Origin of the sequence: Mycobacterium sp. 1245801.1, from assembly GCF_001673055.1 — a bacterium.
Taxonomy (GTDB): Bacteria; Actinomycetota; Actinomycetes; order Mycobacteriales; family Mycobacteriaceae; genus Mycobacterium; species Mycobacterium europaeum_A.
The window spans coordinates 1-21,237 of sequence record NZ_LZKY01000215.1; the positions used below are offsets into that span (position 1 = coordinate 1).

At 61.7% G+C, this 21,237-nt stretch carries 18 protein-coding genes; 7 read left to right on the forward strand and 11 right to left on the reverse strand.

What is annotated here, in order from left to right:
- Together A5622_RS13525 and A5622_RS13530 are read left to right on the forward strand one after the other, a co-directional pair.
- A partial coding sequence (locus A5622_RS13525) for a TylF/MycF family methyltransferase (protein WP_232002968.1) occupies window positions 1–178 on the forward strand: 178 nt, incomplete at its 5' end.
- Between the two features lie 112 nt (window positions 179–290).
- On the forward strand, window positions 291–1,094 hold the full coding sequence (locus A5622_RS13530; RefSeq protein ID WP_066879028.1) for a class I SAM-dependent methyltransferase: 804 nt from the start codon (window positions 291–293) through the stop codon (window positions 1,092–1,094).
- 54 nt (window positions 1,095–1,148) lie between these two features.
- Here A5622_RS13530 and A5622_RS13535 read toward each other — a convergent pair whose 3' ends face one another.
- The 5 genes from A5622_RS13535 to A5622_RS28260 form a co-directional block, all read right to left on the reverse strand.
- Window positions 1,149–2,405 (reverse strand): glycosyltransferase, encoded by a 1,257-nt coding sequence (locus tag A5622_RS13535; protein ID WP_066879047.1) that lies wholly within the window; start codon window positions 2,403–2,405, stop codon window positions 1,149–1,151.
- Between the two features lie 127 nt (window positions 2,406–2,532).
- The gene (locus A5622_RS13540; protein WP_232002966.1) at window positions 2,533–3,210 is read right to left on the reverse strand and encodes a class I SAM-dependent methyltransferase; all 678 of its coding nucleotides are present in this window, start codon (window positions 3,208–3,210) and stop codon (window positions 2,533–2,535) included.
- The gene (locus A5622_RS13545) at window positions 3,207–4,256 is read right to left on the reverse strand and encodes a polysaccharide pyruvyl transferase family protein (RefSeq protein ID WP_066879030.1); all 1,050 of its coding nucleotides are present in this window, start codon (window positions 4,254–4,256) and stop codon (window positions 3,207–3,209) included. Before A5622_RS13545 ends, A5622_RS13540 begins: the two co-directional genes overlap by 4 nt.
- A 2-nt stretch (window positions 4,257–4,258) precedes the next feature.
- Window positions 4,259–5,323 (reverse strand): glycosyltransferase, encoded by a 1,065-nt coding sequence (locus tag A5622_RS13550; RefSeq protein WP_066879032.1) that lies wholly within the window; start codon window positions 5,321–5,323, stop codon window positions 4,259–4,261.
- Between the two features lie 410 nt (window positions 5,324–5,733).
- The gene (locus A5622_RS28260; protein WP_082994583.1) at window positions 5,734–6,600 is read right to left on the reverse strand and encodes a glycosyltransferase family 2 protein; all 867 of its coding nucleotides are present in this window, start codon (window positions 6,598–6,600) and stop codon (window positions 5,734–5,736) included.
- A 596-nt stretch (window positions 6,601–7,196) separates the two neighbouring features.
- Between A5622_RS28260 and gmd the strand changes: the two genes are divergently transcribed.
- The 4 genes from gmd (at window position 7,197) to A5622_RS13570 (ending at window position 11,016) form a co-directional block, all read left to right on the forward strand.
- Complete coding sequence (gene gmd / locus A5622_RS13560) at window positions 7,197–8,219, forward strand: GDP-mannose 4,6-dehydratase (protein WP_066879035.1); 1,023 nt, start codon at window positions 7,197–7,199, stop codon at window positions 8,217–8,219.
- Between the two features lie 7 nt (window positions 8,220–8,226).
- The gene (locus tag A5622_RS13565) at window positions 8,227–9,189 is read left to right on the forward strand and encodes a GDP-L-fucose synthase (protein ID WP_066879037.1); all 963 of its coding nucleotides are present in this window, start codon (window positions 8,227–8,229) and stop codon (window positions 9,187–9,189) included.
- Window positions 9,190–9,392: 203 nt separating this feature from the next.
- The gene (locus tag A5622_RS28265; protein ID WP_082994584.1) at window positions 9,393–10,124 is read left to right on the forward strand and encodes an FkbM family methyltransferase; all 732 of its coding nucleotides are present in this window, start codon (window positions 9,393–9,395) and stop codon (window positions 10,122–10,124) included.
- Between the two features lie 94 nt (window positions 10,125–10,218).
- On the forward strand, window positions 10,219–11,016 hold the full coding sequence (locus A5622_RS13570) for a glycosyltransferase family 2 protein (protein WP_066879039.1): 798 nt from the start codon (window positions 10,219–10,221) through the stop codon (window positions 11,014–11,016).
- 131 nt (window positions 11,017–11,147) lie between these two features.
- Here the strand turns inward: A5622_RS13570 and A5622_RS13575 are convergent, their stop codons facing one another.
- The 6 genes from A5622_RS13575 to A5622_RS13600 form a co-directional block, all read right to left on the reverse strand.
- Window positions 11,148–11,906 carry an ABC transporter permease gene (locus tag A5622_RS13575; RefSeq protein WP_255361698.1) on the reverse strand — a complete coding sequence of 253 codons (759 nt, stop codon included), beginning with the start codon at window positions 11,904–11,906 and terminating at the stop codon, window positions 11,148–11,150.
- Between the two features lie 32 nt (window positions 11,907–11,938).
- Window positions 11,939–12,679, reverse strand: a complete 741-nt coding sequence (locus A5622_RS13580) for an ABC transporter permease (protein WP_066879041.1) — start codon at window positions 12,677–12,679, stop codon at window positions 11,939–11,941.
- The gene (locus A5622_RS13585) at window positions 12,676–13,623 is read right to left on the reverse strand and encodes a daunorubicin/doxorubicin resistance ABC transporter ATP-binding protein DrrA (protein ID WP_066871567.1); all 948 of its coding nucleotides are present in this window, start codon (window positions 13,621–13,623) and stop codon (window positions 12,676–12,678) included. The genes A5622_RS13580 and A5622_RS13585 overlap by 4 nt, the downstream gene beginning before the upstream one ends.
- A gap of 170 nt (window positions 13,624–13,793) precedes the next feature.
- Window positions 13,794–16,709, reverse strand: coding sequence for an RND family transporter (locus A5622_RS13590; protein WP_066879043.1), 2,916 nt, complete (start codon window positions 16,707–16,709; stop codon window positions 13,794–13,796).
- A gap of 88 nt (window positions 16,710–16,797) precedes the next feature.
- Window positions 16,798–19,689 (reverse strand): RND family transporter, encoded by a 2,892-nt coding sequence (locus tag A5622_RS13595; RefSeq protein ID WP_066871562.1) that lies wholly within the window; start codon window positions 19,687–19,689, stop codon window positions 16,798–16,800.
- Window positions 19,686–20,105 carry an MmpS family protein gene (locus tag A5622_RS13600; protein WP_066879053.1) on the reverse strand — a complete coding sequence of 140 codons (420 nt, stop codon included), beginning with the start codon at window positions 20,103–20,105 and terminating at the stop codon, window positions 19,686–19,688. Before A5622_RS13600 ends, A5622_RS13595 begins: the two co-directional genes overlap by 4 nt.
- A gap of 859 nt (window positions 20,106–20,964) precedes the next feature.
- Here A5622_RS13600 and A5622_RS13605 point away from each other — a divergent pair.
- Window positions 20,965–21,195 carry an MbtH family protein gene (locus tag A5622_RS13605; protein ID WP_066871596.1) on the forward strand — a complete coding sequence of 77 codons (231 nt, stop codon included), beginning with the start codon at window positions 20,965–20,967 and terminating at the stop codon, window positions 21,193–21,195.
- The last annotated feature ends 42 nt before the right edge of the window (window positions 21,196–21,237 follow it).

Consider the following 21,237-nt stretch of genomic DNA (forward strand, 5'->3'; position numbering starts at 1 on the left):
GATTCAGGCGCTCGATGCGCTCTACCCGCGGCTGTCGCCCGGGGGGTTTTGCATCATCGACGACTACCACGCCATCGACGCGTGCGCCCAAGCCGTGACGGACTACCGCACCAAGCACGGCGTGACCGACGAGATCGTCGAGATCGACGGCACCGGCGTGCTGTGGCGCAAGTCGTGAGATAGCTGAAACCCTAGGTGTACGAAACGGTTTGCCCTCGTCCGAGGGATGGTAGAAGCACGATCGTGGCGCATCCATCGCGTTCGCCCGGGGTGCCGTGCGCGCCGATGTTATGGTTGCCGCCGTGGCAACAGGGCTGACGACCGGCACCCGCCTCAGGATGTGGTGGGTGCGCACCGAATACTGGCTCGCGCGTACGCTGCTGCCCGACGTCTACGCCAACGACGCGTTGATCACGTTCAACAACTTTCACGGATTCCTCGATGATCCCGACTTCCAGCGCGCCTACCGGCGCGGTGCCAAATCTCTGGGCAACGAGGACTGGTACCAGTGGCAATGGCGCGTGCACGTCGGGCTGTGGGCGGCGGCGAGCGCCAGCAAGCTCGAGGGCGATTTCGTCGAGTGTGGCGTCAGCTACGGCTTTTTGAGCAGCGCGATCATGGAGTACCTCGACTGGGATCACCTGGGCAAGACGTTCTACCTGCTCGACACCTTCGCCGGAATCGACCCCCGGTTCGTCACGGAGAACGAACGCAAGGCCGGGGCGCTGGAAACGAGCGAAGGACACCTGCGCAACGGGATGTATGCCAACGGGGTTGACAGTGTGCGCGCCAACTTCTCGCAGTGGCAAAACCACCGCATCATCGTGGGAGCGGTCCCGGAGACCCTTGAGCGGGTCGACGCACCGTCGGTGGCCTACCTGCACATCGACATGAATTGCGCTCCCCCGGAAGTCGCTGCGCTGCGGTTCTTTTGGCCGCGCCTCACGCCCGGGGCCTTTGTGCTGCTGGACGACTACGCGAACCGCGGCCGCGACGAGCAGCGCATCGCCATGGACGAGGTGGCCGGCGAACTGGGTGTGAAGATCTGCTCGTTGCCCACCGGTCAGGGCCTGCTCATCAAACCGGCGCGCTGAGATTTGCCTTTCCGCCGTGTGAGCTCGGCAGTCGCCCAACGGTTTAGCGGCCGCTCAGGTAGACACTTTCCGGCGAGCGGCGTCCTCTAACAGGTCGGCTGTGCGCTCGATGCTGGCGGCGGGTTTCGTCATCCGAGCGGCGAACTCGCGGGTGCGCACGGCGTAGTCCGGGGCGAGGATCTGGCGCAGGTCCGCGAACAGCGTTTGGTCAGAGGTGGCCGAAAAGCGCCTCGCAGTGCCCAATTTCAGCCGCTTGATCGACGCGGCCCAATACGGTTGATCGGCCGAGCTCCACAGGGCCAGGGTCGGGACGCCCGCGCGCAGGCTTGCCGCCGTGGTGCCCGAGCCGCCGTGATGAACGATGGCGCGGCAGGCGGGAAAGATCGTCGCGTAGTTGACCGGGCCTACCGACTTGACGTGGTCGAACTGTGGCACGTCGCTGAAGTCGGTGCCGCCGAAGCAAATTAGCGCCCGCTCGCCCAGCCGCGCGCATGCCGCGGCGATCATCGTGACCGTGTCGGCGGGCGATTCGAGCGCGATGCTGCCCGAGCCGAAGCAAATCGGCGGTGTTCCCGACGCGATCCAGGACACGACGTCGTCGTCGGCGTCCGTCGGCAGCTCCATCGTCAGCGCCCCGACAAAGGGCCGGCGGTCGCCCCAACGCGCCCATTCGGTCGCCAGGCCGGGAAAGAAGATCTCGTCGTAAGCCTGGATCTCCAAAGACCGGCGTTCGGCGATTCGCCGCTGCGAGCGTCGTGTTGCCTTCGGCAGGCCGAGTTCAGCGCGCTGCGCATTGTCGACCTCCTTCGTCGACTGCCAGAACAGCCATTCGATCGTCGTCATCGTGGAGCGCACCAGCGGCGCCGGCATGCTCGGCACCAACCGGCCGTTCGCGCGCATGGGGAAGTGATGCAGAGAGGCCAACGGGATGGCGTAATGCTCGGCCACGTTGGCCGCGGCCTGCTCGAAGTTCAGCCCCGTGGACAGCAGGTCGGCACCGTCCGCCAGCGGCTTCAACGTCGCGCTCACGTCGCCCCAGTACTTGATCAGCGGATCCCACACCTTGAGCACCTGCCTGATCGGATTGCGGACGAAGTCGGTCCACATGTTGCGAAGGAATTCCTCGTCCAAGAACTCCTGCACCTTCGGCCCGTACGGAACGGCGGCCAGGCCCGCCGACTCGACGAAACCGACAAGTTCGGGCGGGACGGCCAGGCGGACGTCATGCCCGCGGCGCAGCAGTTCGAGGCCAACGGCAGCGGACGGTTCGATGTCGCCGCGAGTTCCGTAACTCGCCAGGGCAAACTTCACGAACATCCTGCCTTTCCGGTTGTCCCGCTGCGGGCAACGTCGGGGCCATTATTGCCGGTGCTGTGGAGTGGGCGCGCGGAGATCACCATTGTGCGCGGGTCAACCGGTGGGCTGACCGGTCCCGTGGCTAGGAGGCCAGTTCGACGAGGCCGAGCCGTTTGGACACCTCGACCGCCCCTACCACGTGGGGATCGGTGCAGATGTCCAGCCAGGCTTCGCCCATTCCGGGATTGAAGTCGATGTCGTCGAACAGCACCCAACCGCCCGGGGCCAGTCGGGGCTTCAGTAGCTGCCACTGCCGGGTCACGAAATCCCGAGTGTGGATACCGTCCACCAGAGCCAGATCGATCGGGTCCGCGATGTCGCCGACGTGGTCTTCGAAGGCGCCCCTGGTCAGGGTGAAACGGTCGGTGATGGAGTGGATGTTTCGCTCGGCGATGTCAGCCCAGGTGGGGTTGATCTCGAACGAATACATCCAGCCCCGGCGAAGCGCCGAGGACAGATACATCCCGGACACCCCGAAAGCCGATCCGAACTCGACCACGATCCCGGGGTCGCGCCAGTCCACCAGGTAGGCGTACAAGTCGCCCTGCCACGACGCGGCCCGGACCTGTTTGGGTTTCCGGGTCGCGCCCGGCTGACCGTAGGCCGCGGCCAATGGCAGGGCGCCGATCTTGTCAGTCGACTGGGCCGATGATTCGATGTCGGCTTTGCGGGCCGCGGGCGGCAACCGTCGGGGGAGACCGGCGATCTGCCCGCCGCGTTTGACCCACTTCAGCTCCAATGCTTTTCGCAGCGATATCACGAAGCCAGACCCAACTCACGCGCGAGATCGGCGTATTCGCTATGCAGGCGCTGTCGCAGGGCTGCGACTGCGTTGCGCTTGCTGCTTCGGATGCTCGATGAGTTCCCGATCGCGTCGAGTACCCGGTCGACGACGGCGGTGGCGCTCACCTCGTCGGTGCGGATCAGGGACCGTTCATCGTCGATCGCGAGTGCGAAGTCGCGGCACTTCGGTTGGTATTCAAGGGAAACGACGGGAGTGTCGGAGAGCGATGCCAGCACGCTCGCGTGTAGTCGGGTGACGATGGCTGCCGAACAGCGGGCGAGTTCCCGCGCGGCGGCGTCGGGGTTGGCTGGGAGCACCAGCTGGGCTTCCGGGATATCTCTCAGCGCCGCTTCGGTCCACCGCCGGTCTTCCGGATTCATCAGTATCCCGATGAAGCGGTAGCCGTGTGAGGCCAGCTGTTTGACCGCGTTGGCGATTTCGTCGGCCAACATGATTGGATCGTGCCCCCAAAGGTCGTCCCCGAAGCCGAGATTCACGCCGATCAGGTCCTCTTCGGGACGGACGTCGGGTCGGGGGAGCAGCAGCGCCGGGTCGCCGGACACCTCGACGCTCAACCCGATGTCGGCCAGCAGTTCGGCGCTGCGTGGCCCCCGCACGGATACGGTACAGAATTTGGAAAGTATCGGCGCCCACCGCTTCAGCTCGCCCTTGCCCGAACCGCTGTTGCGTCCGCCGAAGGCCGGATCTTCGACGCCCACCCCAATTGCGTGGCTTCCGTTGTCCTTGGTGAGCGCCAATCCTCGGTTGACCAGGAGCCGCCACTGGCTCCGGCCGACGAGCGTGCCGCCCCCCACGACTTGCCTGCTGCGCCGTAGCGAACGGTTCAAACCCAGTGCGGCGGTGGCGGTTGCGTAAATCAATTGGTGGGGCAGGCGCGGCAGATCGAGGAAGGTCGCCCCGGGCAATTGGCCGCGAACCGCGTCGTAAATGGCGTCGTCGCCGAGATTGCCCAGGCCATGCCAGCCGAGGTAGGCGACGGTCGGGTCTGGGGCGGCGGGCATTGTCAGGCGCTCAGCCGCTCGTCGACTCGCTCGGGGGCGCCGCGCTTGGGTCGAGCGGATTTGCGAACGACCTTGCGTCGCAACTTCTTCAGAAGCCCTCCGGGCGTCTTGGCCCATCGATTCTGCAGCGCCAGCGTCGCGATGCGCGGGTACTCGGCAGTGGTTTGGACCAGGAGCGCATGGCCTTCGGGGCCGGGGACTTGTTTGGCGATCGCGCGGAGCACCCAGTTGGCGTTTTTGGCGACGATCGATTCGTGCGTGGGGTCCCCGGAGACGACATCGAGCATGGCGTCCAAGGTCGCCGCATGCGCACGACCCTGCGTGCGCCAGAACGTTGCGGGGTCGGTGATGGACTTGTACCACATGCCGCGCGGGTGGCGACGATAGACGGCCATCGTCTCCGGCAGCATGGCGATGTCGCCTTCGGCCGCGTGCCGCACGTGCAGGTACCAGTCCACCGGCATGACGTCGGCCGGGATGTCGTCGTAGCGGGGGAGGCGGCGGTACATGACCGAGTTGGTCTGGATGAAGTTTCGTGAGATCAGTGTCTCGAAGCTGAGGTCGCCGGCCCGAAAGGGCGGCGGAAAGGTCGGAAGGAAGGTCTCTTCGAACTTGCGATACAAGGCGTGGATGAGCTTTTCGTCTTTGGCGCGGTCGTGGGTCCAGACGACCTGCACCGGGTGAAAACACACCGCGGTGTTCGGGTTTTGGTCGAGCAGTGCGACTTGTTTGCTCAGTTTCAGCGGGTCGACCCAGTAGTCGTCACCCTCGCACAGCGCGATGTACTCACCGCGCGCGGCCGACAGGGCGCCGGTCAGGTTCGCGTTGAGGCCGATGTTCTTGGAGCGCAGGATCGGTCGGAACAGGTGTGGATGGCGGTCGGCATAGTCCTGGATGATTCGCGGTGTCGCATCGGTCGAGGCGTCGTCGGCAACGATGATCTCCAGCGGAAATGCGGTCTGCTGGGCGAGGAAGCTGTCCAACGTCTGCCGGACGTAGGCCTGCTGATTGTGGGTGGTCGAAACCACGCTGACCTTAGGGGGATTCGCCGTTGGCCTTGCGGTCAATGCGAGCTCCCTTCTGCGCAGTTTGCTTGGTTTGCGCTCTCGTCGGAAAGTACGTAGTCCGACCAGCAGGGACGTGAGAAGGGAGATGTCTATAGCTAGTTGCCGACCCTAACAGTCCCCGGGCCGAGAACAGCACCGGTACTGACCCGTGCGTCAATAGTAAAGGTTGCACGGGTGATTCGCTTGCCAGGCAACAGGTATGACGCACAGTTTTTACAATGTGGTGCTCGTACAGCAAACGAATGCCACCGCTCTCAGGTGCCGTTGCCGCACGCCGTCACGCGCTGTCACGATCGATCGCCCTGCGTGGCAACATGCGAGCTTCTCAGGCGGAAAATTTCTCCAGAAGGTCTGCGGCGGTTCCGATGCTTTCAGCGGGTTTGGTCATTCGCGCCGCGGCTTGGCTGACTTCACTCATCGCGCGACAGCAGGGGACCGGGATTGCGGGTCCTTCGCGAGTAGACTACGAGATCGCGTGGGCTCAAAGTTTGCCTTGACGGCGGTTTCAATAGTTGCCCTAATAGGGCCTGCATTGGCGGTATAGCGAGTTCGCAGAACCGCAAGTATGCACTTGACGTGCGCCGCCCAAACGGATAACGGTTGTGCAATTCCCAAAAGCGTCGCAGGTAGGCAAGAGCCTCGCGCGAGGTCAATGCTGATCCGGCTCCGCTGGTGTCGAAGCTGCAGACCAAGCGGCGGATCGTGATTGGCTCTTGGAGCAATGCGGCGCGGAGTATGAATTCCTGATCAGCAAGGAGCCCGACATCGATGTCGTACCCACCCAACTTGTTCACTACCGAAGCCCCGAAGAACGCCGCTTGATGTGGGACTGTGTAGAAGCCGGCGAGGAACTTTCGCAGGCTGAAGGGCATCGGTCCTTGGAGGCGCCCGAGACTGTCTAGATAAACAAGACCGTAGCCCCAGATGTCACGCGTCGGCCCAAGGCCTGAAATAGCTTCGACAACTTCGGCGATCGCATCTGGATCGGAGAATCGGTCGCCAGAGTTCATGAACCACAGGAGATCGCCTGTCGCATGGGCAATGCCCTGGTTCATGGCATCGTAACGCCCGCCGTCCGGTTCGGACTGCCAATGCGCAAAACCGGGCTTACAGCTGGACAAATACTTCACAACTTCATCGCCCGACCCGCCGTCGATCACAATGTGCTCGATGCGTCCCGCGTAACGCTGGGCTCGGACACTCTCCACTGTGCGCCTCAGTCCGGTGAAATCGTTAAACGAAATGGTTATCACCGAAACGGTCGGAACAGAGGTCACAGACTTCCTCCCCTGATGAGCGTGACCAATGGCGTTGCCGAGGAGCGACTATACATTCGATCGCGCACTGCAGTGGTCAAACGGCGACTATTCTTCTGGATCCCAACGACCTCATTCAGGAAGGACTTACCCGCCGACCGGAGGGGCTGAGCAGCAACGGCTTAACCAGCGGCAAGCACCCCGCCGCGACCAGCGGGTCCATTCGAGCGTCCCGCTGTTGATCAGATGGGCGGCTCCACAAGGCAACTCGCACAAGCATTCGTTTGCGGGTGGGTAGCCAGCATCGAGCTAATGCTGGTGCATACTCTCCGCTGACGTCTTCGCGGCTTTGCAGATGTCGTGGGGGAACCGGAGCGAGTTGCGGCGCCAAGTTCTCGGCGACAGCAGGAAGAGTCAGAGGCAACACAGCCCTCATCAACTAGAGCGGGGACGATCCGACCGGTGAAGTGATCATTTCGGCCGCATGAGCGACGCGCGCAATTACTATTGACCGACAGTGAGCATCCTGTCGAGTACGCACCTAGGAGTGAGTCGGCCTCAATGATCGTATTGCCCGCCTCCGCTGATACGCGGTCAGTTGCAGAATCGGTAGCGCAGTGAAGCGAGCGCTCATCACGGGAATTACCGGACAGGACGGTTCGTATCTCGCAGAGTTACTGTTATCCAAGGGATATGAGGTCCATGGCCTCATACGGCGAGCTTCGACGTTTAACACTGCACGGATCGACCACTTGTACGTCGACCCGCACCAGCCCGGGGCGCGGCTGATTCTCCACTATGGTGATCTCACCGATGGCACACGACTGGTGACCTTGCTCAGCACCATCGATCCTGACGAGGTGTACAACCTTGCGGCCCAGTCGCATGTTCGGGTCAGCTTTGATGAGCCGGTGCACACTGGCGATACCACGGGTATGGGGTCGATCCGCCTGCTCGAAGCGGTTCGCCTCTCGAGAGTGGAATGTCGCTTCTACCAAGCATCCTCGTCAGAAATGTTCGGCGCATCGCCACCACCGCAGAATGAGCTGACGCCGTTTTACCCCCGTTCGCCTTATGGCGCGGCAAAGGTCTACTCATACTGGGCAACTCGCAACTATCGAGAAGCCTATGGCTTGTTCGCGGTGAACGGCATCTTGTTCAACCACGAATCGCCAAGGCGCGGTGAGACTTTTGTGACCCGCAAGATCTCGCGAGCCGTGGCACGAATCAAGGCTGGCGTCCAGTCCGATATCTATTTGGGCAACCTGGATGCAGTTCGAGACTGGGGCTATGCACCCGAATATGTCGAGGGCATGTGGCGGATGCTCCAGGTCCCCGAGCCCGAAGACTTCGTTCTCGCGACGGGTCGTGGTTACACCGTGCGGGAGTTCGCGCAGACCGCGTTCGACCGTGCTGGGCTCGACTGGCAGAAATACGTGAAGTTTGATGACCGTTATCTGCGGCCCACCGAAGTGGATTCACTGATCGGCGACGCCAGCAAAGCCGCTCACAGCCTGGGGTGGAAAGCTGCTGTGCACGGCGCCGAATTGGCCCAGATCATGGTGGATGCCGACATCGCCGCTTTGGAATGCGACGGGAAGCCGTGGATCGACAAGCCGGTCCTCGCGGGCTGGGGATGACCGACTTATGAATTTCACAGTCGGCGCCCTCGACCGCACGACACCTGTATACATCGCGGGACACCGCGGGCTGGTCGGATCCGCCCTGGTGCGCCGGTTTCAGGTTGAAGGTTTCACAAATCTTCTTGTACGGTCGCACAGCGAACTCGACTTGATGGACCGGAACGCAGCGTTCGACTTCATCCTCGAATCAAGACCGCAAGTGGTCATCGATGCTGCGGCCAGGGTTGGCGGCATCCTAGCGAATGACACCTATCCGGCCGACTTCTTGTCCGAGAACCTTCGGATCCAAGTCAACCTGCTAGATGCTGCGGTGGCGGCGAGGGTCCCCAGGTTGCTGTTTCTCGGTTCCTCGTGTATCTACCCGAAATTCGCACCCCAGCCCATCAAGGAAGGTGCACTGCTCACCGGGTCGCTGGAGCCGACAAATGATGCCTACGCAATCGCCAAAATCGCCGGAATCCTGCAAGTGCAAGCAGTCCGACGTCAATACGGCTTGGCATGGATTTCGGCGATGCCAACCAACCTGTACGGGCCGGGCGACAATTTCTCCCCTTCAAGCTCGCATCTGTTGCCGGCCCTGATCCGGAGATATGAGGAAGCGAAGGTGAACAGGGTCCCACATGTGACGAATTGGGGTACTGGGACTCCGCGGCGAGAACTGTTGCATGTCGACGACTTAGCTAGCGCATGCCTTTACCTCCTGGAACACTTCGACGGTCCGACTCACGTGAACGTCGGCACTGGTGTCGACCACACAATCAGTGAGATCGCGGAGATGGTTGCCGCCGCCGTGGGCTATCCCGGCGAAACGAATTGGGATTCAACAAAACCGGATGGAACGCCCCGCAAGCTGCTGGACGTCTCAACTCTAAGAGGTGCGGGATGGCAACCGCGAATCTCGCTGCGCGATGGTATCGATGCGACCGTAGGGTGGTATCGCGCGAACGCCGCCGCTTTAAGGCAATAGAAGATCGTTACGAGACAGACGATGGGGGACGACGACATCGGTGCTGCTCAGCCGGCCGTTGGCACGTGAGTCACACCTTCAGCTGCTTTGAGCTCCGCGTGAGAGCCGCCCGACGAACGCACCACCGTGCACAAAGATCAATTTCGGATAGCAGTCTCGCGGAAACGCATTCTGATCAAGCATTCGCATGTTAGTGTTATGCAATGCAATTGTTAGATCAGGCTCGAATGATCGGACAGGCCGCCCCATCGGAGGTGTTACGCTATTTCACCGAGCGAAATTGGAAACGCAATTTTGTAAATCAGCTAAAAGCGTATAACGTGGGCGTAGTGTTCGATATAGGATCGAATACCGGACAATATGCCTTTGGTCTTCGCAAGGCCGGATACAAGGGGCGAATGATCTCATTCGAGCCTCTCTCAGAGCCATTTACGGCCCTTGAAAGAAGGGCCTCAAAAGATTCCCTTTGGGAATGCTATAAGTACGCTCTGGGCGACACGGATGGGACTGTAACAATAAATGTTGCCGGCAATGCAGCTCAAAGCAGTTCCGTGTTGCCGATGCTGAAAAGCCACCAAGATGCCTATCCGCCAGCGAATTACGTTGGAGTCGAAAACAGCGAAGTGCGTCAGCTCGACTCCGTAGCACCGGAACTTTTGCGGCCGGGCGATATATCGTTTCTGAAGATTGATGTCCAAGGATTTGAGAAGCAGGTGCTCGCCGGCAGTAAATCGACCCTTGCCGACAGTTGTATTGGTTTGCAACTTGAACTATCGTTTCTAGCCCTTTACGAGGGGAGCATGCTTATCCCGGAAGCACTCGACTGGGCGTATTCTTTAGGGTTCACGTTAACCGGATTGGTCCCATGTTTTGTCGACCCGCGTGACGGCAAAATGTTACAGGCTGACGGCGTTTTTTTCCGTGAAAAGATTTGACTTTACGATGCTACTTCTTTTTTCGCGGTGGCAAAATCAGATCAGCTGCTTAGCATGGGGGCCGACATACAACTTGAAATTCGTGAGGTAGCTCATGGCCGCCCCGATGTTTTCCCTCATCGTCCCCACATTCAACTCAGCTGCGACGCTTCAGGCTTGCATTGACAGCATTGTCTGCCAGACCTGCAACGACTACGAACTCGTCCTCGTTGATGGTGGCTCGACGGACGGAACGCTGGAAATTGCTGAGGGTTTCGGCACCGTCCTCGGTGAGCGCTTCATCATGTACAGCGGGCCCGACCAAGGTCCCTACGATGCCATGAACCGCGGCGTCGGCATGGCGAACGGGGCATGGCTAATCTTCTTGGGCTCCGACGACACCCTCTATGAGTCAGACACTCTGGCCCGCGTCGCCACTTTCATACGCGACCATGACCCCAGCGATCTGGTCTATGGCGATGTAGTCATGCGTTCAACCGGAACCCGCCACGCAGGCGTCTTCGACCTGGACCGATTGCTATTTGAGACGAATTTATGCCATCAATCGATCTTCTACCGCCGCAAGCTGTTTGAGGGCATCGGTCCCTACAACTTGCGCTATCCGGTTTGGGCCGACTGGGATTTCAACATCCGTTGCTTTTCCAACCCGGCGCTAATCACCAGGTACATGGACATCGTCATCGCGCGATACAACGACATGACCGGGCTGAGTATGAGACAGAGCACCGATAAGGAGTTCCGAAAGCGGCTGCCAATGTATTTCTGGGTGGCCGGGTTGGAGACTATCGGCCGAATGCTGCGCTTCTTCAGGCAGCGCGAGAACCGTCGACTCGCCTTGCGCGCGTTGATAAGCCGGTCTAGAGCCGCGTCAAAGGCTCGGGCGCAAGGCTAGCGCCGCAAAGGTCCGGCCCGGGACAGAGGCAATTGCCATAAATGTTGCGGCAGCACGCGATCCGAAGCCGGATCGTTCTAGAACCGCTTCGTGGCATTCGGTGGCCCTTAGGAACCGCGACGCCCGAGCAGTTAAGCGCTGGCTTCGGCCGCCAGGCGATAGCCGCGCACGGCGATTGGTAAGAACAACGCAAGCAGCACCACCGCCCAAATCAACGTTGTCGCAAGAGGCCCCGTGACCGGGCCGCCGTGGGCCAAGGACCGCATCGTCTCGATCGGCGGCGAGATCGGTTGAAAACGGATCAATGGCTGAGCCCAATCCGGAAACAGTTTGATCGGAGTGGCGCCAGGATTGACGAAAGCCAGCGCAAACGTGACGCCGAGCACCCAAGTCATCGCGGTGCGGCCATTGTTGCGGATGGCCATGGCCATCACCAGAGCTGTAAAACCGGTCACCGCTATCGACGGGATCAGCAGGAAAAGCAGTGCCGCAGGCCAACCCTGGTGGAACCGTAGCCCCAATGCCAGCCCAAGGCCTGTGATCAGGACTGTGCCGATGAAAGCGCGCACTACCTCGGCAATGATCCAGCCGGTGATCGCGCTGGCTCGGTGAATCGGCAGCACCCACATCCGGCTGAGCAGGCGCGATTCGCGGTCCATGGTGATCCCGACGGAGTTGCCCAGAGACCCGAAGAGCCCCGAGATCACCGCGCACATGGGAACGATGCCGTAGATGCTGTCGACACCGGTGACCTTCTGCACTTGCTCGCCCAGCACGAGTTTGTAGATCAATAGCAGGCATACGGGTAGCAGCAGCGACCCCATCAGCACCGCTTGGTCGCGCCGCCATCGCAACAGGAGTCGGCCGGCTTGCACCCAACTTTGGGTCAACAGAGATCCCTGTGCCTCGAGGCGATGCGTCACTAGCCGCGCCTCTGCATGCGCAGCGTGATTGCGCCGAACACCAGAACCATGCCCGCGCACCAGGCCAGGGTCGCCGCTATATTGCTGAGGATCACGTGGCCAGTGGCCAGGCCACGCAGGGTCTCGGCGAACTGCGATATCGGCTGATTGCGCACGTACGGACGCAACCATTCTGGGAAAGTTTTCTCGGGCGCGATTCCGGTGGACAGCATGAACAGCAGCAGTTGGGGGACGAACAAGAGATGGCTGGCCCCCTGAACAGTCTTTGCGCTCGATCCCAGAGCGTCGGCGCCCAGTGTCACCGCCAGGCACAGCAGCAACGAAATAAGCAGGAAAGCCGCCGCGTAGCCGAGTCCGCCCGTGATCCGGAAACCAAAGGCGTAGCCCGTAATCAGGGCCACTACCAAGGAGAGCACTCCTCGCATCAGGGTGGCCGCCGTGCGGGCAGTGACAGTGGCCACCGCGGCGACCGGCAACGTCCGCATTCGTTCACCGAACCCCGTCAAGTGGTCGCGAGCCGCGCGGTCCGCGGTGAGCAGGCCGACGAAGATCATCGATTGGGCGACCACCGCGGGCAAAAAATACTGGGTGTAGCTGACGCGGCCGGTATCGATTAGGCCATGCAGCGCCACGCTGAATCCTGCCAAATACGCTGCCGGCGAGACGATCTCGAAGATCATCTCGCCGTCGCGAGCCGCCGACATCAGTGAACGCTCGGTGAGGGCGGACAGGGCGCTCATGACCGGGAGGCGGTCCGCTCGGTCAGGTGCAGGAATGCCTCGTCGAGGGAGGGCTTGCGTAGCGAGATGTCGGTGAGTTCGAGGCCGAGCGCGTCGACTCGGCGGAACACCTCGACCAGGGTGGCCACCCCATCCGGCGCGAACACCGACACCGAATTGGTGTCGTTGTCGATGTCGACGCCCTCGAGTCCGTTCAGCGCCGCCGCGACCTGAGGCAGGTCGGCGGGGTTGGCCGGCGTCACCTGGCAGTAGCTGGTCCCGACCGCCCGCTTGAGCTCCTCGGCGGTGCCGCTGGCGATCACCTGTCCGTGATCGATGACGACGATCGAGTCGCTCAGCACATCGGCCTCTTCCAGGTACTGCGTCGTCAGCAGTACGGTGATGCCCTGCACCGTCAGCGAACTCACCAGGGCCCACACGTCGCGACGACTGCGCGGGTCCAGGCCGGTCGTCGGCTCGTCGAGGAAGAGCACCTGCGGCGGCACCACCAGGGCGCTGGCCAGGTCGACGCGCCGGAACATGCCCCCGGAGTAGGTCGACAGCCGCCGGTCCGCGGCGGCGACGAGATCAAACTGCTCGAGCAGCTCATCGGCACGAGCCTTCGCCCGCTTGCGGTTCAGCCCGCGCAGCCGGCCGAACAGCACCAGGTTCTCCCGGCCCGTCAGCATGGGGTCCATCCCGGTGAACTGCCCGGCCATCCCGATGCTGGCACGCACCTCGGACGGCTGGCGGATGATGTCATACCCGGCGACGCTGGCCCGGCCGGAGCTCGGGCGGATCAGCGTGGAAAGGATGTTGATCGTGGTGGTCTTGCCGGCGCCGTTATGGCCGAGCACCCCGCACACCGTCCCGGCCGGAACGGAAAAGTCCACGCCGTTGAGCGCGAGCGTGTTTCGCCCGAATGTCTTTGTGAGGCCTACAACCTCAATCGCTAGTGGACTCACCGTACGAGTATTTCACGGTGCTTAACGGCATGCCGACGGTATCGATTGTTTTGCAGCGGGGGAGCTCCGAGCGCTCCAAGCAAAATCAGTGGCCTCCAATCTTTCTCGCCGCGCTTTCGCGGATGGCGTCGACCGCCCCGCTATCCGGGCAATGAAACGACGAAAAGCACCTAGACGGTAGGCCGGGCGATCGGGATCTCCGCCGTGGGAGCGTCCATATCGTCATCGTGGTGAAGCAGGGTGCGCACCGCCGGACGTGTGCCCACGGAGCGCAGCAGCAGGCTGGCCGGCCGGGGCCGAACCAATTGCGGCCACCAGAACCAGCGTCCGAGCAGCGCCGCGATGGTAGGCGTCATGAACGAGCGCACGATCAAGGTGTCGAACATCAGACCCAGGCCGATTGTGGTTCCGACCTGACCGATGATGCGCAAATCGCTGACCACCATCGAGGCCATGGTGAAGGCGAACACCAGACCGGCATTCGTCACGACCTTACCGGTACCGCCCATCGCACGAATGATGCCCGTGTTAATGCCGCCGGCTAATTCCTCTTTCATACGGGACACCAGCAGCAAGTTGTAGTCCGATCCGACCGCCAGCAAAACAATGACCGACATCGGCAGCACCATCCAGTACAACTTGATGCCAAAGATGTACTGCCAAATCAGCACGGACAATCCGAATGATGCGCCCAACGACAGCGTCACGGTGCCCACGATGACCAGGGCAGCAATGAAACTTCGGGTAAGAATCAGCATGATGATGAAGATCAGGCACAGCGCACCAATGCCTGCGATAAACAGGTCGTACGTGGAGCCGTCGCGGAAGTCCTTGAATGTCGACGCCGTGCCCGCGATGTAGATCTTGGAGTTTTCCAGCGGCGTGTTCTTGAGCGCCTCCTCGGCCGCCAGCCGGATCTTGTCGATGCGGTTCACGCTTTCCGACGTTGCCGGGTCGCCACGGTGCGAAATGATGAAGCGAGCGGCCTTTCCGTCCGGCGACAAGAACTGCGCCATCGCGCGCTTGAAATCCGCATTCTCGAAGATCTCGGGGGGCAGATAGAACGAGTCGTCATTTTTGGAATCGTCGAACGCCTGGCCCATGGCGGTGGCGTCCTTATCGTTGCTATCCATCTGGCCGATGATTCCGGACATGGTGCTGTGATTGGTCAACATCATGTTCCGCATGTCCTCGGACATCGCGATCATCGGCGGATACTGCTCGAGCAGCTGCGGCATCAGCCGGTCCATGTGATCGAGATCTTGGAGCAGACCCACCATCTTGTCGCTGAGCGTGTCGACACCGTCGAGAATCTCGAAGATCTGCCGCAACGACCAACATATCGGGATGTCGTAGCAGTGCTTTTCCCAGTAGAAATAGCTGCGTAGCGGCCGGAAGAAGTCCTCGAAATCCGACATTTTGTCGCGGAGTTCCCAAAGGACGACGGCCATTTCTTTGGTCTTCACGATCGAGTCGTGGGTGATGTCGGTCATGCGTTTCTGGAGCGAATAAATGCGCTTCATGATCTCGATCTGCTTGGCCATCATGTCGGCCTGAACGAGCATGTCGTCCATGCGCGCCTGCATGTACTTGATGTCTTGACTCATGGTCGCTTGTTGCATGCTGAGCAGGAACGGGATCGAGGTGTGCTGGATCGGCGTCCCCTCGGGGCGGGTGATGCCCTGGACACGGGAGATGCCGTGAACCCCGAAGACTGCCTTGGCAAGTCGGTGCAGTATCAAGAAATCCGCCGAGTTCCGCATGTCGTGATCGGATTCGATCATCAGGATCTCGGGCATCATGCGTGATTGGTTGAAATGGCGGTCTGCGGCGGCGTATCCCACGTTGGCGGGAACGTTGTCCGGCATGTAGAGCCGGTTGTTGTAGCTCGTCTGGTAGCCGGGTAGCGTCACCAGGCCGACCAGGGCGACCGCAATGGTCGCGCACAGAATGGGGGCAGGCCAGCGCACGATCGCCGTGCCGATCCGCCGCCACCGGCCGAACCCGATCGTCCGGGTCGGATCGAACAAGCCGAAGCCGCTTCCGACGGTCAGAACCGCCGGCACCAGTGTCAGGGCGATCAACACCGAAATGAGCATGCCCACCGAGCAGGGCAGGCCCATGGTCTGGAAGATGGGCATGCGGGTGAAGCTGAGGCACAGCATGGCTCCGGCGATGGTCAAACCGGAACCCAACACGACGGGTGCGACGCTGCGATAGGTGGTGAAATACGCGGTCTGCCGATCTTCACCCGCCTGGCGCGCCTCTTGATAGCGGCCGAAGAAGAAGATCGCGTAGTCCGTGCCGGCGGCCATGGCCAGTGCCACCAGGAGGTTGACGGCGAACGTCGAGAGCGCCATCCAATTGTTATTGGCGATGAAGGCGATGACACCCCGGGCGGCGAAGACCTCGATCCCGACGGTGACCAACAGCAGAATGACGGTCGTGATCGAGCGGTACACCATGAGCAGCACGACAAAGATGATCAAGGCGCCGATCATGGTCATCTTCAGAATCGATCGGTCACCGGCGAGCTGCATATCGGAGAACAGCGCCGAGGGACCGGTGACGTAAGCCTTCACCCCGGGAGGCGGTGGCGTGCGCGCGATGGCATCGCGGACCGCCGCCACGGATTCCTGGCCCAGGGTGGTGCCCTGGTTGCCCGCCAGGTTCAGCTGCACATAGACGGCTTTGCCGTCCGGGCTCTGGGCGCCTGCCGCGGTGAGGCGATCGCCCCAGAGGTCCTGCACATGCTCGATATGCTTTGTGTCGCTTTTTAATTCACCGACCAGCTTGTCGTAGTAGGCGTGTGCCTGGTCGTCAAGCGGCTGTTGCCCTTCCAGGACCAGCATCGCGAAGCTGTCCGAGTCGGACTCTTTGAAATCCTTGCCCATGCGCTGCATGGCCTGCACCGCCGGCGCGTCCTGGGGGGCGAGCGGAACCGAATGCTGTTGGCCCACAATCTCGAGCCGCGGCACCCCGAACGTCACCAGCAGGGTCAGCGCCACCCACCCGATGATGATGAACACCGCAAGGTGGCGGATGGACCGCGCGAAGCGCGAAGGCCGGGGTGGGTGCGTGGTCATAGTGCCCTCGACAGGCTGACGACGCTATTGCCCTGTGTCACAGTGTTCCCCACGGTTGCTGTTCCCATCCTGAAGTGGAAGCCGCCACCTATTGCGGCTGCTTCAGGAGCAGTGAACGCACCAACGGACGCGGGCCGGTGTGCCGCAGCATCGTGCTGGCCGGGCGGGGGCGCACCAGCTGTGGCCACCAGAACCAACGTCCCAGCAAGGCGGCGACGGAAGGCGTCATGAACGCCCGCACGATCAGCGTGTCGAACAGCAAGCCCAGCCCGATCGTCGTACCCGTCTGCCCGATGCTGCGTAGATCGCTGACCACCATCGATCCCATCGTGAACGCGAACACCAGGCCGGCGTTCGTCACGACCTTTCCGGTACCGCCCATCGCGCGGATGATGCCGGTGTGGATCCCGGCACCTAGTTCCTCCTTCATGCGGGAGACCAATAGCAAGTTGTAGTCGGAACCCACCGCCAACAGCACGATCACGGAGGTGGAAAGCACGGTCCAGTGCAGCTGCATGTGCAGCAAGTACTGCCATACCAGCACCGACAGCCCGAAGGACGCGCCGAGCGAGAGGAGCACCGTGCCGACGATGACCATGGCGGCGATAAAGCTTCGCGTCATGATCAGCATGATGATGAAGATGAGGCAGAGCGCGCTTACGCCGGCGATCAACAGGTCGAATTTGGAACCGTCCACCAGATCTTTGGTGATTGCCGCGGTACCGGTCAGGTAAATCTTGGCATTTTCCAGGGGAGTGCCCTTGAGCGATTCCTCGGCCGCCGTCTTGATCTGTTCGACCCGCGAGAGGCCCTCCGGGGTCGCCGGGTCACCCCGCTGCGAGATGAGCAGGCGGACGTCCCTGCCGTCCGGCGACATGAACACCTTCTCGACCCGCTTGAAGGAGTCGGAGCCGTTGATGATGCCGGGCGGCAGGTAGAAGGAATCGTCGTTTCGGGAGGCGTCAAACGCCTGCCCCATGACGCTGGGATCCTTTGAGCTGGAATCCATTTGGCCCATGACGCCGGACATGGTGCTGTGCATGGTCAGCATCATGTTGCGCATACTTGACATGGTTTCGATCATCGGCGGAATCTGCATGACTAGCTCCGGCAGGATCGCGTCCAGCTGATCCAGGTTCTTCACCAGGTCGCCCAGCTTGTCGCTGATCTCGTCAACACCGTCGATCGCGTCGAAAATGGATCGCAGCGAGAAGCAGATCGGGATGTCGTAGCAGTGCTTTTCCCAGTAGAAGTAGCTGCGGATCGGGCGCCAGAAGTCCTCGAAGTCCGACACTCGATCCCGCAGATCCGATGTGATGTCCTGCATTTCGTGCGTCGTCTTGACCATGTGGTGCGTCGTGGCGACGAGCTCTTTCATCAGGTCCAGCATGTGCTGCATGATGCCGATCATCTTCCCCAGCTCGTTGGCCTGGGTGAGCATGTCGTCCATGCGGTCTTTTTGGAAGGCCATGTTCTGCATCTGGCTCGCCTGGCCCATGCTGATGATCCACGGAATCGTGGTGTGCTGCAGCGGAACTCCCTCGGGGCGGGTTACCGTCTGAACGGTCGCAATTCCTGGAACCGCCAGAACGCCCTTGGCGAGCTTGTTGATCACCAGCATGTCCGTCGGATTGCGCAGATCGTGATCGGTCTCGATCAACAGAATCTCGGGCATCGACATGCGCTGACCGGGGAAGTGGCGGGCCGCGGCCGCGTACCCGACGTTGGCGGGGATGCTGGCCGGAATGAATTTCTGGTCGTCATAGCTGGGTCGGTAATTCGGCAGGGCCAACAGCCCGATCAGCGCGACGGCCAAGGACGCGATGAGGATGGGCGCGGGCCACCGGACGATCGCCGTGCCGATCCGTCGCCATCTGCGGGTCGACAGCGCCCGCCGCGGCTCGAACAGGCCGAACCGCGCCCCGGCGGCGATGAGGGCCGGCCCCAGCGTGATCGCGACCAGGACCGCGATCGAGATACCGACGGCACAGGGAATGCCCAGCGGCTGGAAATAGGGCAGCCGGGTGAAGCTGAGGCAGAGCACCGCGCCGGCGATGGTCAAGCCGGAGGCCAACACCACCTTGGCGACGCTGCTGAACGTCGTATAGAAGGCCTCTTCGCGAGTTTCACCGGCCTGCCGTGCCTCCTGATATCGACCGACGAAGAAGATGCCGTAGTCCGTACCCGTCGCGATGACGGCGGCTACCAGCAGGTTCACGGCGAACGTGGTGAGGCCGACCACCCCGAGATGACCGAGTAGCGCGACCATCCCGCGCGCGATCTGCAGTTCCAGGCCGACGATCAACAACAGCAGAATGACCGTGACGATCGACCGATAGACGAGCAACAAGGTCAAGAAGATCACCGCAAGGCTGGCCAGCGTCACCAGCATGACGGTCTTTTGACCCGCGATGTTCATGTCCGCGACGATGGGCGCGGGGCCCGTGACATAGACCTTCAGACCAGGTGGTGGCGAAGCGTCCTGCACGATCTTCCGGATCGCGGCCACGGACTCGTCACCCGCGGCGGCACCCTGGTTACCGTTCAGGTTCACCTGGACGTAAGCGGCCTTGCCGTCCTGGCTTTGCGCGGCGCCCCGGGTCAGCGGGTCGCCCCAGAAGTTCTGGACGTGCTGCACATGCGCGTGATCGTTTTCTAACAGATTGACCAGGCGGTCGTAATACCTGTGCGCGTCGTCGCCAAGTTGCTGCTGGCCCTCCAGCAGGATCATCGCCAGGGCGCCGGAGTTGCTTTCCTTGAAGTCCTGGCCAAGGCGTTCCATGGCCTTGAACGACGGCGCGCCCAACGGGCTCAGCGACACCGCATTCTCCGCCTCGACCTGCTCCAGCGACGGAACGCCGATGCTGATGAGGACGGCGACCGCCAGCCAGCCCAAGATGATGGGAACCGACAAACGATGGATGAGCCGCGCGATCCGTGGTCGCGCGGCCGGCTGGGTCTCCAATGGGGGCGCGCTCATGTTGCCGTCAACACGCAGTAGGTGAAGGCATTCAATTCGTGCGAGATCCTCTCGGCTTTGACGACACCGTCGACCACGATGCGGCAGCCGAGACTATCGCTATTGCCCTGCGCGACCACATTTCCCACGATCGACGGCAACGTCGTCGAGATGTCGAAAGTCCACGGCAGCGGGATGCCATTGATGTGGTTCGGTTCGCCATTGGCGTCGAAGTAGCTGATGTCGGCCATCGAGCCGGCGGGTCCGAAAACCTCGTACTTCACGTGCTTGGGATTGAACGGCTTGGTGTCTTGCTGCCGGGACTCGGCGTACGTCGGGCGCTTCTCGGAGCCGAAGACACCATGCAGCCGCGAGACGGTCATGCCTCCGGCGATGACGACGGCCACGATGACCAGCGGGATCCACAGCCGGCCCAGGAAACCGAAAAGCCCGGGTCCCCTTTTAGTTCTCGGCCGAGCCTTGGCAGGGCCGCGTTGCTGCTCGGGTTCTTTTGACGATCGACGACCAAAGCCCAGGAAACCGCGTTGGCTAATGTCTCGTCCTTCCGCGATGGTGTTGTCGGGCCGGGCCCGTACCTCCGATTCGACCACTGCACCCCCTTCAGCCGCACCGTCGCGCCCGCGCGGTGTTCGCCCCCGGCCATGCAACTACACATCGGCCGCGATCGCCCCAGGTGACGGCGCTCCGAATGCCAGGCCCGCCGCCGACCAGCCGTTTTTCTTTCACCTCTTGCGGGTCCCGCCCTCGGGGAGCGCGACCAGGTCTTGATGAGTAAACCACGGCAGTCGCTTCCGTATCAGTGCTTTGTCAACGCGATGCGGGATCGTAATGCCTATCGGGTATGCACGACATCTCCCTGATCACGAATCCGCCCGAGGACTCCCGCCCGTCGCACCGCCACCTAAGCACAACACACCGTACGTGTCACTGGCACAGATGGTTCAAGGATCCACGCGGAGCCGGGCCGTTCGCCTCGTGGTGATTTTCCGGCGCCCCACAGGTTCGGCTAAGCTATGTGGCGCTAAGCACAAAAACTTCATCGGCCTGAAGAAGGTGCCTGCCCCAATAGCGATATCGCGCAGTCCACGCCATTGAAGCAGGTCATTGCAACGCTTTTAGGGGCATCGGGGCCCCACCGCACGCCACGCACTCGACGGCGTCAACAGCCTGCTAGGCCACACCGGGAACTTTGTCCAAACCACGGACGAGCACTTTGGGGCTCAACTATGGTTTGGACCTGTTCCACTCATGTCCACTTATGCATCCTGGAGAATTGTGAGCATCAATCCCTTCGACGACGACAACGGCAGCTTTTTCGTCTTGGTGAACGACGAGGAGCAACACAGCTTGTGGCCGGCCTTCGCCGATGTTCCAGCTGGCTGGCGAGTGGTACACGGGGAAGCCGACCGAGCTGCGTGTTTGGAGTACATCGAGCAGCACTGGCCTGACATTCGGCCGAAGAGCCTGCGCGACAAGCTCGCAACGGGTCGGGGTTTTGAGCAGTAAGCAGCAGGGGTATGGGGCGGGCGGCGGAGACTTGGGGGAGTC